We start from the raw sequence: 15,686 nt of genomic DNA on the forward strand, positions 1-15,686 counted from the left end.
CCAACCAAATACTAATAGTTGTTAGGTCTTGATATTTCGCTGCTTTTATAATTTCCCGATATTTAAATTGCATCCATATTGATTTCATGAATAATCTCCATTTGCCTGATTGATAACCAACACCATAAGAAGTCGAATAAGTTCCATTCTTATTTTTAATTACATACCAATAATCCAAATGCGTTACTGTTGATTTTTCATATCGAATTGCAAACGTTATTTTATAAACTATTTCATCTGTGTCAGATTCAATTTACAATTCTTTTGTATGGATTTGTAAACTATGACGCAAATATAGAAAATGGATTACTTTGACTCTTCAATGTATCCCAATCAAAATCATATTTTTCGCTATCATTCCAAGTTGTCGATACTATACTAAATATTAATTCTCCATAATATATAGCTCAATAAGCATCATCTTCGACCATACTTATTTGTTGGTAACACTTCCTTTCCCTATATATTCTTTAGCTTAAATAAATCATACTTGGGTTTTTGCATAACATTAATCTTACCATTCCTGATATCCATACCTCTCATAAAATCATCAAATGAGTCATAAGGCAAACCACCCTTAAGCATTTCCCCAAAATCTCCTATTTCACCTGTAACCATCTTTTCATATTCTTTTTTTGAGAAATTAGTCCATTCACCCCATAACCTTGGGCTTAATACAATATTTTCACTATATTCAGGGATTACATTGTTTAAAAAAACTTTCAATTCATCCTCATTTAAATTTTCTATCTGCTCAAAATAACTCTTTAAGTTACTATAATCTTCTTTTAAACAACTAATGATAAAATATGTTTTACCTACAACTGGTATAACTGTAATAAACACAGCCTTTAATCTTTCAGGATTTGTAGAATATATATCATTTAATTGCTTACCTATTAAATCTTCTGCTGGACAAAAAGTGGTTGTTACTGCAAAGTCATATTGATTATCAAATTCATACACATAATTTTCCATTATATCATAATTATCATTATTTATTCCATTATTAAAAATGTCCATAGTTTGATTAACGTCATCAAGTGCCAATTTTCTTAATTTATATGACATTACAAACTCATCTTCTAGGAAAAGACTTGGGTTATCCTTAAAACAGTTTTGGATTGCCTTTATTTCTCTTTGCTTTTTATGGTATTCTTGAGCACATGCCCTATAGGCAAACAAACAGTTTTGTTTTACATTATTTTCATAAGGTTTTAATTCTATTTCTTGAAATACTACTGAATCATGATATTCACAAAATCCATAAAATGTGGTTGCATCATTTTTGCTTACCCTTTTAGTGGAATACCCATCTCTTACTTTATTAAGCAAGTCATTAGCCATTACATGGTCTTTTTCTGCTATTAATGATAAAACACCATTATTCTGCAATGAGTGGGCATTTTTGATAGGCATCTTACATTTTTCTTTGTCAGGATGCATACAGATTTTAAAGTCAGTTGCTTTAAGCATTTGTTGCAACATATGATTAATTCTATTTGGATTACTCAAGATATCTTCTCCAAGTGGTTGTGCCTTGCTAGATATAGCTTTTCCTTTACAGCATGATTTAAATGTTTTACTACTACCACAGTAACATTCTTCTGTATTTCCTATTAACATTATCTTATTCTCCCTATACATAATTAAATCCTCTATAATATCCCATAATTATACATGCTTTTATATTTGCTATCAATACAATTGCAAACATTTGCATATAAAAAGCAGATAGTTTAGTCCTACCTGCCCTCACTTACCATATGTTCTACAGTTTGCATACAATTAGGTATCTCATTAAAGCTATAGCCTATCACACCCAATATTATTTACCATGACATTCCCTATTTCATTAAATAATAGCATCCTCAGGAGCATTTTCAAAGTCTAGCAGTTCCTCCCATGTCTTTCCCTTTTATAAACTTTTAATTGGACGCAACACCTATCACTCATACTTCCTCGATATTTCCGTATACATCACGCTCAAATCAAGACCATCCTCATAATCTTCTAAAAACTCATACACCCGTAATGGCTCCCATTTTTCATCCTCGATTTTAATTCCAAAAAGTAGGTCTTTCGGTTTCTTTTTAATACGAACAACAAGACCTGCTTTTCCTAACTTAATCGCGTAGGCCATGTAAATAAAAAACTCGTTTTTTAACATCTCGGTATTCTTCGCATCATTCTTATAATAATTAAAAATAACGGGGCCGCCTAGCGTTGATAAAGTCACAGTTATATCTTCTTTGATTTGAGAAAAAATCGTATCAGTCAAAGTCATCGCCTCGTACCGTTGTTCCAGACTAATATCCTCAATTTCTTCTAAAATCCGTTTCCGTTCTTCCTCTTCAAACAGCTTATAATAGATATTTAGGATATACGCATCTTCTTCCCCAAAATACTTAATTCTTTCATCCCTACTACTTTCCTCTAACCCATTCGATAAGAAATAGTCACCGAAATCCTCAATTTCCTTACGTTTGCGCTCCGTCTGACCAAAGACAAAAGCATTCATATGTGCAAGCACTTGCACTACATTTTTTTCATCCTTTTCCGTCAGCGTGTGTCTTATAAAATAATCAAGCAAGGTTTCTCCTGCCAATAATTCTAAATCTTTCTTAGTTCTCCTTTGCAATCAGATATATCTCCTTTCCATAATGTGAGTTGAAATTACCGCTATTATCGCATGATAATAAAGTAATTGACCAACAATAAAGCAACATAGGTCATTGCAATTAGTGGAACTGCATGCTTTATTTGATGATGCCTTATCACTCTGTCAACCGATGCATTCCATTGTTCATCCGAAAGTCCATTACTTGGAAGCTCTTTTATCTCCCTTGATATCATAAATACCCTACGAATCATAATTGCTCCAACGATTATTCCCGTTCCAAATAATGCATGGGTAATCGCTGTAATCATGGCAGAGCTAATACCACTGCTTAAGTATATAGCGTAAATGTATTTCATAATGGCTTACTCCTCCCTTCTATGCAATCGGATTTCTTTCAATTAATCCTTCGGATATAGCACTATTCACGAGACAATTAAAATCAAACTTCTTCATTTCCAAGTTCTGATTTACCATATCTGTAATCATCAGCAGTGTAAGCTCACCAACAATATCTGAATTAAACTTACCCATCTTCATTTTCAGGTCAGCTCCTGGTTTTGTTACCCACAGTGTTACTTCGTTCAAATTCTCTGGTTCATTTATTGCCTCCACTCTGTAACCTTCAATATCCATAACCGAAACAAATTCCATTTTATTATCCATAATGTACCCCTTTCTGGCCATTCGACCAATATAAATTTTTATAATATTGCTTTTAATAAAATTTTCCCTAAAATTAAAAAAATCGACTCAGATTAATTCCTGAATCGTCTTCCAAATTACAATAATAAATTACTATTTTCCACTATTTACTTTAATTACTGGGCTCCAACGCCCGGAACCCAGCTTTGAAAAGGAGATTTAAAAACAAACAACTAAACAAACAAATGAGGAGTGTAAGGTGAGACACCGCTATCTCTTCCTTACAACAATAGTATAGCATAGTGGTATACTATTTTCAACCATTTATATACCTTTTTCATATTTATTTTTGTATACATAAAACGTTCGTTTGGAAATACCCATTCTTTCTTGGGCTTCCTTAACAGATAATTCCCCTTGCAGTATCGACTGATATACCGAAGTAAATTCCTCCATCGTGAGTTTCTGATTCCGTCCGTATGACTTCCATTTTTCTTCATCTTTTTTCATTTCATTTATCTTCCGTTGCTGATTAATAACACGCTTTTGATAATCCTTATATGCCAATGTCTTGTATAGAGCTGTCATTATCTTTGTGATATTGGGTCTAAGTGCTAAAGTATCAGGGATATCTCCTACAATAATACGAATATCCTTTTCGCTGATAAGGTCAAGTGCATCCATAATATCCTGCTTCGTTTCACCAAGGTTTTGTAGCGAAGAAACATAAATCGCCCCTTTATCGATATCAGGTATATCCTCAATTTCTTTTACTGATTGGAATTCTATATCATTTCCAAAGGAATTCATTAGTTTTTCCCTTGGAATATCGCTCTTTGCTACTTCATCATTCTCCAATATATATATAATCATCAATACCACTTCCTTCTATATAATAATATCATCTGCATTAAGTCTATCAAAAAGTTTACTAATTGCAAGCAAATATTTACTCAGCTATTTATTTTTCAACCTATAATTGTTTGTATTTTGCATCTTTTTAAAAAATCGGATAAAAAGAATATTTAATGTTCTGCTTATTCTAAAATCGGTATTCTAACTTTTCAGATTCTATCTCCCAATCAAACAAAGGAATACCTTTTGGATTTTTTATATGCTTTTTAATATCATATCCTGGAAGCTTGATACAATCATTAGCAATATGTCTTGCATTATCAATTGGATTTACTGTTTCAATATTTCTGACATGCTTTTTAGCATCAGCTGCAATCTTTTTTAAATCCATCATTATTCTATTTATATAAGGTATATAAATCTCTCTTTCTTGTTTATTTAATGATTCTATATTAATTACCTCTTTCAATGACAAGAAGATATCTTTGGCTATTTTCTTATTTCCAATACTATCTGATATATACTGCCATATAAGCACATCAGGTCCTTGGAATTTCTCTTTATCTTCAAAATTGTAATCATCAACCCAATTGTCATTTAAGTCAAATGCTTTTCGTATCATATTTTCCATTTTTGTAGTAAGTGGCATGGCACCTGATTCAAGTTTTTTAACGGTCGATATATTAATATCAACAATCATTGCAAAGACCTTCTGTGTTAGTCCTTTATACTTTCTCAGTTCTTTAATCACATTTTGCTTATATGGTTTTACTTGACTTTCAATTTCATTATTATTCATATCAAAACACACCCTCTTTTTTAAAAAATCATATAACTAAATTTTTATTCCACCTAAAAAGTATACAATAACTCCAATCCATTGACCATCCCTTTCTGCATGTGCTATCCTAAACTTACAAGCAAGGCAAACGTAAAATTTTCCAGCAAGAAGCAACACCTCAAGCCAGAAGTTAATTACAAATGAATTGCTGATTAAAATATAAAGGAGTGATGCGCGACCGAAGAAATCTATGCAATATCGATTCTTCTGACTACTGGCAAATATCATTCACCAGAATTCTCAGGATTCTTTAACCGCCAGTATGCATTCCCATAATTTTCTTAAAAAAGGATATTGTCGACCATATGTTCTATTTGCGACTATGCTGCAAATGGCTTATTAAGTGCACCCTTTTTTAAGAAAAAGCACATTGACAACAGCACATCGAATGTAACCAACAACATTAGTCAGTATTATGCTGGCGCCCATAGAAAAGGAGGATTCTACAATGAAAGTTAAATATGTAACTGAAAAAGAAACAGACATAACTGAAGATGCTGAGTTTAGAATGTACTTTCTTAATAATTTAGCTTCATCACTTACCAAATCATCATTTATGGATGAATCTATACCATACGCTTCAATTGAAGAAATTCGTAATGCTGATAAGCTTGATGACTGGCATAAGATGCTCTACTGTACGCTGTATTATGAAGGAGCAATTAAACATCTTGCAAAGGTCTTTTCCATATTGAATGCCGTTACCAATGATTATTATATTATGTCACCAATTCCAGATACGGCAGATGACAAAATGAATTTTATGATGGATTTGGAATCGCACTATCACTTTACTGATTTGCCAACTACAATCAACCTAGTTCCAGCAACAATTATTAGGAAACAGAAAAACAGGGAAGAAAAATTAGAAGAGGATGATTTTAAACCCAAAACTCATCGCAGTGATGGCATACAGATTATAAAGACAGATTTCACAGACTATTATTAATTTTTCCATGCCAATTTATAAAACAACCAAACTACCAATACAATTTTAAAAGGAGAATTCTACAATGAAAGTTAAATACGTAACCGAAAAAGAAATGAAAATCAAAGAGAATAAGAAATTTAGAGATGCCTTTATTAAAGCATTATCAGAGACTTTTGCCGTAACCTTGCCTACAAATCTACCAGAACCAGGAACTTATGAATTCGAAGAAGGCGATGAAGAATTTGATGAGGAGCTTTACGAAGAGAACTGTGCTCAACACTTTGCATGCTTCGAGGCGGTAATAAAGAATATGGAAATCGCGGCCACCGTTGTAACTGAAGTGAGCCAAAATTACTATATTATCCCGGCTATACCTGATATTGCAAATGACAAACTCCAATTCATAGTTGACCTAGAGGAACGCTACTACTTCTTTGACATACCAGCTTTAATTGCTGATTCAGGTGCAAGTATCATTAAGAGGACGAAGGTCAAAGAAATTGCGTAAACAGATAATTTCTTTCAACAAAACTGTTAATTTTGAAAAAAATCTATGCATATTAAATTGAGCATGTTGTTTCGAAAAAACAACAGCTCAAGAATTAACATCCACACTGATTGTTAATTTTAAAAACAAAACAAGAGGAGGTCTTGCCTATGATTGCATGAATCCTAAATCCAATCAATGTAAAAATAATAAAATAATATTTTAAGGAGGATTCACATTATGAATGAATCGAAAATTATCAACGAAAACAATAGTAGTACACTGAGCAGGCTACAGAACCTGCCTGGATTAAACATATTACCTTCCGATTGCTATGGCGATGACATTGATTGTAAGCTAGAAATGCTGGCCTTTGCCTTCAATGACATATATCTTCGCACAAAGAAAGAACTTAAAGGAATTTTCTCATTGAATGAAGCGATGGGAATCTCACAGTCTTATTGTGGAACGCTCATTTCTCAATGTAATAAGGACTCTCTGTTAACGAATGTAAAATCCAGTATTTATTACGATGAAATCGATAAACTCTTTAGCTTTGATGGGGCAATTCTAATGGATAAATTAACAAGACTTACCGAATTCCAATGCTTGACTGTAATAGGTATGGTAAATGAATTCAGAATGGCCAGTAATGGTATTATGGTTCCTAATGAAGTGGTAAATAAAATATTCATGATTGAATAATACATAAACCTGTAAAAGATATATCTTGGGAAGCCCTTGCAGATGTAAGGATAAAAATTAAAGACTTTGATATTGTGTAAATTTATCAATGCTATGATTGTTAGGATAGCGGAATACAGTTATTCTGATATGTCCAACACAAAAAATCCATATCACACGGAGGAAAATTTAAATGAAAAAAGTACAATATACTACGCATTCTTATTTATACAAAAGAATTAACAATGAGGACTGGTATGTAGATATAGTCCTGAAATCAGACTGCTACGAAATTTGGTTATACGCGAAAACCTATTCTCATAAAATGTTTGTTCTGGGCTTCCCTACAAATTCAGGTATTAGCTTAGCTGGAATGGAAGCTGCTGTAGAAGATATCCTGGAAGATGGTTCCTATCAAACTCAATATAAAATGGAGATTGAAGTTCTGGAATCTTAAAACTAATATCATTATAAGATTAACTGCATTAATATTTCACATATTTTTTATCGACTGCTAAATGAAAAAATCATAAAATATAACTAACAATATTTAACTAACAAAGGAGGATTTATACATGGAAAAAATCAGAATTAAAGCAACCGGAAAGGTTTACGAATTAGGAAATAAAAAACAGGCTGTGGAAGCTCGTTGTTCTTCTTTGAGCGGATATGTTGCTACAAATAGCGATTACGAGGCTGCTGAAGAAGTTATAGAAAAATATCGTGAATCTGACAATGATAGGATATTCGCAGAAAATGACTGGGTTTGGACATATAATTTTAAGGATGAATTCGACCAAGCTGAAGAAAACATGGAAGAGAGATATGGAGATTTAGCAGAACATGCTCAGGACTTAATCAACAAGTACGATGAAAGCGCTCTGATGACTGGACTAGATGGCTGCTTCTATTGCGTGGATACAGATGAACTTTATGAGGATTCATTAGATGAGGAAGCTCTTGGTGACTTTGCAGATGAAGACGATAATTTATTCTATTATGTCATTCCAGAAATCAAGTTCTATCTTCCTGAACAAGTAGAAGTATTTAGCGAATAAGAATCTTTGGCTGCTTCCAAAATACAAAACAATGCATAATTCACTGAAAACAGGGTTAGCTTAACACTAACCCTGTTATTTTTTGAACCTCAGTATTATTTGGCAAAATCTTTATGTCGCAGAATTACTAGCTTCATCCCACAAATTATTTTTCCACTCTCCTAACCAAGAAATCTCTTGAATTTGGTTTTGGAACAGGCTTATTATTCTTTATGCCTGTCAGCGAAAAATCATCCTCATCATCATCTTCAAAGATAGAGCTATTGAGTTTCTGAAAATTGCTGGCAAGTTGTTTTTTCCCGGTCTTAATCTTATTTCTGATTTCCGTAATTCTTCCTACTGGCATACTCATTCCAACCAGTATACATAAAGTACTGGTAGAACCATATCCGAGGAAGGAATCATAAACTGTGTATCCTTTGATGATATCGTTAACATCCACTCCCTTTTTTGCAAGTGAAAGTGCGATGTAAGTAATAGCAACATCCTTTTCAATAGGAGCAAATATCTTATTATCATTGAAGGAGCTGATAATATTTGCAGCATTTGTTTTATCCTTGGAAATTTTATGAATCGTACAAACTCCCTTAGCACTCAAGCAAGTTTTTAATTCGCTCTTATCAATATTGCCATCTTTGCTTTGATTTGACATCTTCAGTAGAGCATCTAGACAGTGATAAAAGTCTGAGTTAATAGCAAATTTATTCACCTTTTTCTTGTTATCAAGCAAAAACATTGCTCCCACATTCAAGGATTCCAAGTCCTTTAACGCTTCATACACATTCGAACACGCTACTAGGCTTTCTGCTTCTTCATTCGGTAGAACTAAGACGGGGCAGATAATTCGGTTATCACTTTTCTCATTCGTTGCAAGATATTCTGAGATGATACGAACCAAAGCATTTCCAGAGCCACCACCAAGAGCACCCACTACAAAGACAATCTGCTCCGTTATTATCGAATCCACTTCTCGAATGATGTTATCATAATCATCTGCTACCAACTTCATCGCTTTGTTAATATCTTTACTGGCTCCCTCTGCATTTGCAATCTGATATTTCCGTTTTGCATTTTTAAGAGACCTTAAATCCTCTTCGGATGTATTAATAAATAGGCTATTGTATTCATCCGCAAACAAAGAAACGATGTTACCACCTGCTTGTCCACACCCTATAAAAGCAGCTTCCTTTACTAAACTCATATTATTTTTCCCCCTTCTATCAGTTGAATGCCATCTGTCGTAATATAGTAAGTCATCGCTTTATCTACCTTACCTGATACATTGACCAGGTTATGCTCTTTTAAATGCAAAAGAAACTTCCTTGTTGTAGTCCTTTTTAAGCATCCTCCTGAAGCATCCATAATCTCTGTAATCGTCATAGCTTTTATCGCATCATCCGCTGATGAGCGAAGCAAGATGCTTAATATTACATAATCCATTCTATTAAAGTTGTTTGACACCTCGTTCAATACACGCACTCCTTCCTGAATAAATCGTCAACGGTCGCTAAGTGATGCGAACAGTCGCCATCAGTCGCCATCTGTTGCCAAGTGTCTGCAACTGTCGCGCTCGATAGTAAAATGTAAAGAGTAGACCTCATTTCAAAATCTACTCTCTCATTTTTTACCGTAACATAATAATTGTCCTATTCCGGGTTATCTGCTCAACCAGCTTGTTAGCTGCATATTCATATTGTCTGTTCAAGGCACTGTCAGGATAAATCTCCACAGTGCAACTATGTATATGCATAATCGCTTTCAAGGCACTTAGTGCTCTTGGATTTGCAACATTTTCATTTATCAATTCTTTCTTCGCTGTTTCAAAAATTTTCATTACTTCTGGCATTTTCGTAAGAGATATTGACCGAACGTTGTATTTAGTAATACGAGCAATGATTTTAGTATCACCATCATATAGGGCTGTCAATTGTTTTCCTTCCAGATTGACAGTACAATCAATTTCGTGGCTATTTCCTGCTGTTTCAGTAAATTTCTCCTGTAACGAGGATAGGAAACGGGGTATTACATCAGCCTCCTGCAATGTCTGTATTGTCGTGTAATGCATTTCTAATGTTTTCTTTGTCATATGGCGTTTTCCTTTCATTTGTTTGTTATTTAAAACGAGCTGGGGATATTCTGTTTGTTAAACAATTCTCCGTTCAACTCGTTTGATAATAACAATATGAAAGAAATAGAGGACTGATATTTTAAATTTCATATGAAAGGGTAACATCTATTATTTAAACCAATAACTTTACAGTTTATCAAAAGCATTATTCATGCCCATAATCTGTTCATAAACTGCAATCAGCTCGTTATCAGCAATTAGCACAAAATCAGGATAGGCTCTAGTATAGTCACTCCTTCTCATATTTGTTATGTCCCTTAAATGCTTGTAATTCAAAGCAACACCATTCTTAATCATATATTGAATAGCCCATACAATTTCATGAGCCCAATATGATTCTTTGCTTTCTGTATTTTCTAAAATCATTTTTGTGCAGCGAGGTAATAATTCCAGTCGTCTATCCGGTAACCCTAGTATCTTCGCAACTGCGTATTTTGTTACCTGACGAGGTTTTACTTTCTCTGTACCCTTTAAATCTTTTATTGCACTCTCAACTAGTGGTAGCGTATCGATATCGATATTGTCCCATTCAGCCTTATTAAATTGTATGGATGTTCTTAATGGCCAATGATTATCAGTCCATTCCTTATCATTTTGTCTCAACCACATTAAACGTTTCCTGTAATGCTCCATAGCACATAGTTGAGTAAAGCTTCTACCTGGATTATCTCGTATAACATTAAGCCAGTACATTCGTTCATTATCTATTTTTTCATTGAACTTTGACGTATTACTACCCTCCATATTCTTCTGATAGGCACTGCGAATATTTAATTGCTTACATGTTAGCTGTATCGTTCGAGTTGATACCCCAGTCTCTTTTGCAACCTTTCGGATGCTATCTCCGTTAGTAATTCTAGCTTCCACTATACGATTAAATAACTGACTTTGATTATTGAAAGGCAAAATTGGATTTACTAATTCTTCGGCTGTTATACTTAAGAAGAATGCAATTTGAAATATCTCAATTGGATTACGCCTGTATCCTTTCAATATTTTTTCTAGCTTCCAAGAGCTAATTTGCTCACTTCCTGTTAATTCAGAATAGAATGATTGGATATCCTCAATAAATTGAGTTACCCTCCTTTGTTCACCACGAACTGAAACATATTTCATTTCTTCCATTCGTGACAGAAGTAATTCACCCACATATACATCATTGTTCATATCGACTGGCATATTAATGCAATTATTTATATATTCAGCCAGGCGTCGCTCAATTTCACTACCCATGAAGTGCTCCTGTATCAATGAATGTTCCTCCGCATTATACAGAGTCGGTGTTTGCTTCCCTCTTCGTGATACGGTACTATTATGTAGCCTGCACCCATGAATTGCACATACAAAAATACCATCAATTTGATGACATCGATGCCAATATGTCTCACCATAACGTTTTCTGTCTTCACTAGAACATATAGGACAATAACGTAAGTATGCTTTAGTTCCTGATTGTTGCTTCGGTATTCCTAATGCCTCAGAATATCCACCTTTCATGTCAAACACCATTTGATATGCTCTCTGCCTTCTACTAACATCTAAAAATCTACAGTAATATGGTAGCATGGTGTGTTCCATGATAATTGACTCCCAATCACTATTACGGCATAATATTGCTTGCGTTTCTGGGCTAATCCGTGTGACAAATTCCATATTGGGTTGACCCCTGAAATCCTCGAATAAAATTTCAGCAACTGACCTATATGTTAAATAACCACTATGAGCATAAAATCTTGCGAAAAGACTGTATAATAATTCATCAGGGTAAAGGCATGGCATATGTACAATATTCATATATGTACCTCAATAATATATCCAGCCTCTTTTAATTCATTAACCACGTTTAAAGCTTTCCTTCTCGCATTCATGACAATTTCATTAACATTAACTCCATTATCTGCATAGCCAACACTCCTATTTAGTAACACAGTATCTTTCACAGCAATCTTATTTGTACTACGCTTATTTTTATCATTAGGAACTATATACCTTTCAATCATTTGCATTCTATTTTTATAGGCCTCGTTCAATAATCCAATATCTAACCTCTCATTTGATTGTCTTAAAATGGCCAATTCTTGTGCATCATGAAAAATTGAAACCACTAATGATATAATTCCTGCACTATGCTCATATAGCCATCGGATGACTCCATCAGTAATTGGCGTATAATTTTTCAAATACTGATATTGAAATAATGTAGTACAGAAATCGTAAAAATATTTTCCATACAATTGCCGTTCATAAGTCAAACCTAAAGACCTTCTTGCAAGTCTAAAATCACTTTCAAATAATACTTTCGACTGATTGGTACCAACCATGCAAATTGCAATGCCCGAATTGTTTATCAACTGCGTGAGCATTGCCATCATCTTATGACCACCTTTGTGCTCAGCTAAATTTTGAATTTCATCAATAATCAATAATCCGATATGATTAACCGCAACTTGACTTACTGAGCCAATCAGCATATCTGTTGTTGCTCTGGCACGTACAGCCTGTTCATAATAGTTACTTCCAATAATGGTATCTGTCTGCCTAAGTATTTCAATTAACATTCCTTTAACAGAACAGTCATGAGGACACTGACACAGTAAAAATGGAATAATTCGCGTGTGCGGTATCTCTGTATGAATTACATTACTTCCACCTGCAAAACCTATTGCTCTCATAATAGCACTGCTTTTCCCAATTCCAGATTCTCCAATTATTGTAAATGAATCGCCACCTCCGATAATTCCAACAAACGGTGCTCCGTTGATTGCTTTGTAATTAGCATTTAACTGAGTGATTGCATCGGTTGTTTGTTTCTTTTGCAACGACCTTATCATGGTAAGATATAACTTTCCGTATATTTCGATAGACATATCAGACGGAATATATATCTTATATATATCCGACAACGCCAACAAACGAACAGATGAATCTGCATTACGAATATTTTCATCATACACTGGTAAAAATGTCAACGCATCCTTTAATTCACTTTCCGATATCATTTTAGGAACTTGACTTAATATATCATTCTCCATGCTTAATCACCTCTCCTGCTATATTTCGATGTTGCATACCTACTTCTTTTTTTCTATTATTTCGTATATCTTTTGTGTTTTTGTTTCCTGAATCAATGACATTTGAAGTTATTGCTTGAATATGAACTACTAGGTCTATTTCAGCTTGAAGATTATCTTCCTTTTCCATAGATACGAGTTTCTTTTGTTCTTCTTGTGCCTCCTGCACCATCGCAAGTCTCTTTCCATTGAATCTAGATTCAATTAAATCAAATCTTATGTACTGACTATCATTTGTAATAAGCCAGATATTGCTAACATCATCCGGATTATAAGCTACGACTGAATCTGCTCCAGTTAAATATTCTTCTGTGAATATCGAATTATAGTAACGAAGTTTATTTACATTTAGTCCAAAACGATTAAATCTACCTTTTGTCCGTGGCAATAATGTCAGAACCAATTTCTTTTCACTGGCATCTATTAAATTGACTCCTGGTAATGTTATTCCCCAGTTCCATATAGTATTAGAATGTGGTCTAACTTTATTTTTTAACATCATTTCGTCATATGGAAAATCTTTTATGATGCGTTTACTGTTATAAAGAATTATACAGCGTAATACGATTATTTCGAATTCACGCAAGTTCAAGCAAGCGCTCTTCCTGTAATCTTTTACTCCACGTTCCTGGAAATCTGGTTCAATAATTCCCTTCCCCTTTAAATGTGGTTTATAGTAGTCTTGAATCATTTTAAAGAATCGTTCCACTGGACCTTTAAGCTCTGGTCGATAAGCAGGTAATGATGTGATTGTTACACCCAACTCAGATAGTTGAGCAAATGTATCTGTACAGTATTCTTTTCCCATATCTGTTACAAATCGCCCCATCAATTGTTTTGAAGGCCATTCATTCTCTGAAATATGAATACCAAATTCTTTGCAATACGTAGTTTTATCTTTGATAACATTGAGCATAAGCTCACGAAGACTATAGACTCCCCCCTCCCAAGTCAATGTGTAACCACAACACAAACCAGAATACGCATCCACACACGCCGTCAAAATAGGCCTTCCTACAACATTTCCGGCATCATCCACCAAATAAATATCACAAACTGTACTATCGAGCATCCCTACCCCTGGAGCTGATGCGAATGACTGAACAGAATCTCCAATACAAGGACGTTTATCTCTCTGATACTTTTTAAGACCATACCTACTAATAATATAATTCTGTTGTTTTTTTGTCTTGCGATAAAAGTACCTAAACTGATGAAAAGAAGGATAAGAAAGGTTTAACTTCCCCTCATTATCACAGTACTTAGCATGAAGCATCATTTTATATGCTCCAGATAGACTGTTCTTATTCATTGAATAGAAGAACTTGTTTAATGCCCATCGCATATTCTTCTCATCCAAAGTTAGCTCCTTGTTATCAATTTTCTTAATATTAGGTGCCAATGCTTTTTTGTCTTGTGCCACAAGATACATCCATAAATAGCTCCGAATAGTCTGCTTACTGATTCCATATTGAACAGATGCATCTGCGATTGCATCGCATCGGAGTTTTTCATCTACCATTACTGGAAGAATATCAGCAATCATCGTATATCTTCGATGCATTATAGAAGTTGCAGATTCTTCTGTTACATCATTTATTTCAGCGAGCTCATACTGCTGATATTCTAAAATAACTTCATTGCTAATCCAATACGGCATTCTCTTTTTATTACACTCCACCACAAATGATTCATTTTCTCTTACCTCTAATATCCTAAGTACAATTCCATTCTCATCTGTAATCACATCATTCTTTTGAATCTGCATCAATCACTATCCCCCAATCCGTAATACCTCTTTTCGCCCAATATACCCTTGATGCCTCTAATAACTTTGCTGTTCTGGGTAGGTCTAACTGCTTCCGATAAACACATTCCCTTACTAATAAATCTCCGTCTTTTTTCTTGCATACGAAATCTGACGTGTATTCCGCATCCTCCTTCAAGTCGTCCAGAATAACATTGCATCTGATTTCTGCAATGTCATGCTGCACTGAAAGATAATCCGCACATGCATATTGAACTGCATCGTATGTCTTCAAGATTTCATTACACTTTGGAATTTGTCTCTTTTCACATCGTCCTTTTTGCACTTTTTTTCTCAATTTTTCCCTCCGAATTTTTTCCGAAAAATCTCCCGAAAAATCTGACTTCCCCGAAAACATGATTAAGCTTATATTTTTCGGAAATAAGAATCCTTATTTTAAGCCACTTCCGAATAATTTGCTCCGAAAAATATCTCCCGAAAAACATCATTTTCAAATACTACTATGTCATCGGGTAACTCTCTTTCGCCTCGTAGGGGCAATTTCATTTATCCACCAACGAGGTCTATCTTCATTGCAGTTATCCACAATAATCTTCAA

At 34.2% G+C, this 15,686-nt stretch carries 18 protein-coding genes; 5 read left to right on the top strand and 13 right to left on the bottom strand.

From position 1 onward, the window contains the following. Positions 1 to 459 precede the first annotated feature (459 nt). From BUB90_RS21370 to BUB90_RS21395, 6 genes are all read right to left on the bottom strand, one after another. Entirely contained in the window at positions 460 to 1,626 is a 1,167-nt protein-coding gene (locus tag BUB90_RS21370; protein ID WP_139241837.1) for a hypothetical protein, read from the bottom strand. Between the two features lie 322 nt (positions 1,627 to 1,948). Beyond that, positions 1,949 to 2,641, bottom strand: a complete 693-nt coding sequence (locus BUB90_RS21375) for a hypothetical protein (protein ID WP_073291337.1) — start codon at positions 2,639 to 2,641, stop codon at positions 1,949 to 1,951. A gap of 44 nt (positions 2,642 to 2,685) precedes the next feature. Beyond that, on the bottom strand, positions 2,686 to 2,979 hold the full coding sequence (locus tag BUB90_RS21380) for a hypothetical protein (RefSeq protein WP_073291339.1): 294 nt from the start codon (positions 2,977 to 2,979) through the stop codon (positions 2,686 to 2,688). A gap of 19 nt (positions 2,980 to 2,998) precedes the next feature. After that, positions 2,999 to 3,286 (bottom strand): hypothetical protein, encoded by a 288-nt coding sequence (locus BUB90_RS21385; protein WP_073291341.1) that lies wholly within the window; start codon positions 3,284 to 3,286, stop codon positions 2,999 to 3,001. A 303-nt stretch (positions 3,287 to 3,589) separates the two neighbouring features. After that, the gene (locus tag BUB90_RS21390) at positions 3,590 to 4,138 is read right to left on the bottom strand and encodes a helix-turn-helix domain-containing protein (protein WP_073291343.1); all 549 of its coding nucleotides are present in this window, start codon (positions 4,136 to 4,138) and stop codon (positions 3,590 to 3,592) included. Positions 4,139 to 4,307: 169 nt separating this feature from the next. Continuing rightward, entirely contained in the window at positions 4,308 to 4,919 is a 612-nt protein-coding gene (locus BUB90_RS21395) for a helix-turn-helix domain-containing protein (RefSeq protein ID WP_073291346.1), read from the bottom strand. A gap of 490 nt (positions 4,920 to 5,409) precedes the next feature. On the opposite strand from BUB90_RS21395, the gene BUB90_RS21405 reads away from it, so the two are divergent. The 5 genes from BUB90_RS21405 (at position 5,410) to BUB90_RS21425 (ending at position 8,121) form a co-directional block, all read left to right on the top strand. After that, complete coding sequence (locus BUB90_RS21405) at positions 5,410 to 5,910, top strand: hypothetical protein (RefSeq protein WP_073291351.1); 501 nt, start codon at positions 5,410 to 5,412, stop codon at positions 5,908 to 5,910. Between the two features lie 64 nt (positions 5,911 to 5,974). Then, positions 5,975 to 6,400 (top strand): hypothetical protein, encoded by a 426-nt coding sequence (locus BUB90_RS21410; RefSeq protein ID WP_073291353.1) that lies wholly within the window; start codon positions 5,975 to 5,977, stop codon positions 6,398 to 6,400. A gap of 219 nt (positions 6,401 to 6,619) precedes the next feature. Next, on the top strand, positions 6,620 to 7,084 hold the full coding sequence (locus BUB90_RS21415) for a hypothetical protein (RefSeq protein WP_073291356.1): 465 nt from the start codon (positions 6,620 to 6,622) through the stop codon (positions 7,082 to 7,084). 172 nt (positions 7,085 to 7,256) lie between these two features. Then, positions 7,257 to 7,520 carry a hypothetical protein gene (locus BUB90_RS21420; RefSeq protein WP_073291358.1) on the top strand — a complete coding sequence of 88 codons (264 nt, stop codon included), beginning with the start codon at positions 7,257 to 7,259 and terminating at the stop codon, positions 7,518 to 7,520. 118 nt (positions 7,521 to 7,638) lie between these two features. After that, complete coding sequence (locus tag BUB90_RS21425) at positions 7,639 to 8,121, top strand: hypothetical protein (protein WP_073291361.1); 483 nt, start codon at positions 7,639 to 7,641, stop codon at positions 8,119 to 8,121. Between the two features lie 145 nt (positions 8,122 to 8,266). Here the strand turns inward: BUB90_RS21425 and BUB90_RS21430 are convergent, their stop codons facing one another. The 7 genes from BUB90_RS21430 to BUB90_RS21460 all read right to left on the bottom strand — a co-directional run bounded on the left by BUB90_RS21430 (position 8,267) and on the right by BUB90_RS21460 (position 15,425). Continuing rightward, entirely contained in the window at positions 8,267 to 9,322 is a 1,056-nt protein-coding gene (locus tag BUB90_RS21430; protein ID WP_073291363.1) for an FtsZ/tubulin family protein, read from the bottom strand. Next, entirely contained in the window at positions 9,319 to 9,591 is a 273-nt protein-coding gene (locus BUB90_RS21435; protein WP_073291366.1) for a hypothetical protein, read from the bottom strand. Before BUB90_RS21435 ends, BUB90_RS21430 begins: the two co-directional genes overlap by 4 nt. A 154-nt stretch (positions 9,592 to 9,745) precedes the next feature. Next, positions 9,746 to 10,207, bottom strand: a complete 462-nt coding sequence (locus BUB90_RS21440; RefSeq protein WP_073291368.1) for a hypothetical protein — start codon at positions 10,205 to 10,207, stop codon at positions 9,746 to 9,748. A 168-nt stretch (positions 10,208 to 10,375) separates the two neighbouring features. Next, entirely contained in the window at positions 10,376 to 12,043 is a 1,668-nt protein-coding gene (locus tag BUB90_RS21445) for a TnsD family Tn7-like transposition protein (protein ID WP_073291370.1), read from the bottom strand. Then, entirely contained in the window at positions 12,040 to 13,281 is a 1,242-nt protein-coding gene (locus BUB90_RS21450) for a TniB family NTP-binding protein (RefSeq protein ID WP_073291372.1), read from the bottom strand. Before BUB90_RS21450 ends, BUB90_RS21445 begins: the two co-directional genes overlap by 4 nt. Next, positions 13,271 to 15,088 carry a Mu transposase C-terminal domain-containing protein gene (locus BUB90_RS21455; protein WP_207650262.1) on the bottom strand — a complete coding sequence of 606 codons (1,818 nt, stop codon included), beginning with the start codon at positions 15,086 to 15,088 and terminating at the stop codon, positions 13,271 to 13,273. The genes BUB90_RS21450 and BUB90_RS21455 overlap by 11 nt, the downstream gene beginning before the upstream one ends. Continuing rightward, positions 15,069 to 15,425 (bottom strand): PDDEXK family nuclease, encoded by a 357-nt coding sequence (locus BUB90_RS21460; RefSeq protein WP_073291374.1) that lies wholly within the window; start codon positions 15,423 to 15,425, stop codon positions 15,069 to 15,071. The genes BUB90_RS21455 and BUB90_RS21460 overlap by 20 nt, the downstream gene beginning before the upstream one ends. Positions 15,426 to 15,686 lie beyond the last annotated feature (261 nt).

The organism is Anaerosporobacter mobilis DSM 15930, assembly GCF_900142955.1.
GTDB lineage: Bacteria > Bacillota > Clostridia > Lachnospirales > Lachnospiraceae > Anaerosporobacter > Anaerosporobacter mobilis.

What these genes read in the sequence shown, in the direction of transcription:
- BUB90_RS21370 (WP_139241837.1), bottom strand. Translation starts at nt 1,626, where the DNA reads ATGTTAATAGGAAATACAGAAGAATGTTACTGTGGTAGTAGTAAAACA.
- BUB90_RS21380 (WP_073291339.1), bottom strand. Translation starts at nt 2,979, where the DNA reads ATGAAATACATTTACGCTATATACTTAAGCAGTGGTATTAGCTCTGCC.
- BUB90_RS21385 (WP_073291341.1), bottom strand. Translation starts at nt 3,286, where the DNA reads ATGGATAATAAAATGGAATTTGTTTCGGTTATGGATATTGAAGGTTAC.
- BUB90_RS21390 (WP_073291343.1), bottom strand. Translation starts at nt 4,138, where the DNA reads ATGATTATATATATATTGGAGAATGATGAAGTAGCAAAGAGCGATATT.
- BUB90_RS21395 (WP_073291346.1), bottom strand. Translation starts at nt 4,919, where the DNA reads ATGAATAATAATGAAATTGAAAGTCAAGTAAAACCATATAAGCAAAAT.
- BUB90_RS21405 (WP_073291351.1), top strand. Translation starts at nt 5,410, where the DNA reads ATGAAAGTTAAATATGTAACTGAAAAAGAAACAGACATAACTGAAGAT.
- BUB90_RS21410 (WP_073291353.1), top strand. Translation starts at nt 5,975, where the DNA reads ATGAAAGTTAAATACGTAACCGAAAAAGAAATGAAAATCAAAGAGAAT.
- BUB90_RS21415 (WP_073291356.1), top strand. Translation starts at nt 6,620, where the DNA reads ATGAATGAATCGAAAATTATCAACGAAAACAATAGTAGTACACTGAGC.
- BUB90_RS21420 (WP_073291358.1), top strand. Translation starts at nt 7,257, where the DNA reads ATGAAAAAAGTACAATATACTACGCATTCTTATTTATACAAAAGAATT.
- BUB90_RS21425 (WP_073291361.1), top strand. Translation starts at nt 7,639, where the DNA reads ATGGAAAAAATCAGAATTAAAGCAACCGGAAAGGTTTACGAATTAGGA.
- BUB90_RS21430 (WP_073291363.1), bottom strand. Translation starts at nt 9,322, where the DNA reads ATGAGTTTAGTAAAGGAAGCTGCTTTTATAGGGTGTGGACAAGCAGGT.
- BUB90_RS21440 (WP_073291368.1), bottom strand. Translation starts at nt 10,207, where the DNA reads ATGACAAAGAAAACATTAGAAATGCATTACACGACAATACAGACATTG.
- BUB90_RS21445 (WP_073291370.1), bottom strand. Translation starts at nt 12,043, where the DNA reads ATGAATATTGTACATATGCCATGCCTTTACCCTGATGAATTATTATAC.
- BUB90_RS21450 (WP_073291372.1), bottom strand. Translation starts at nt 13,281, where the DNA reads ATGGAGAATGATATATTAAGTCAAGTTCCTAAAATGATATCGGAAAGT.
- BUB90_RS21455 (WP_207650262.1), bottom strand. Translation starts at nt 15,088, where the DNA reads ATGCAGATTCAAAAGAATGATGTGATTACAGATGAGAATGGAATTGTA.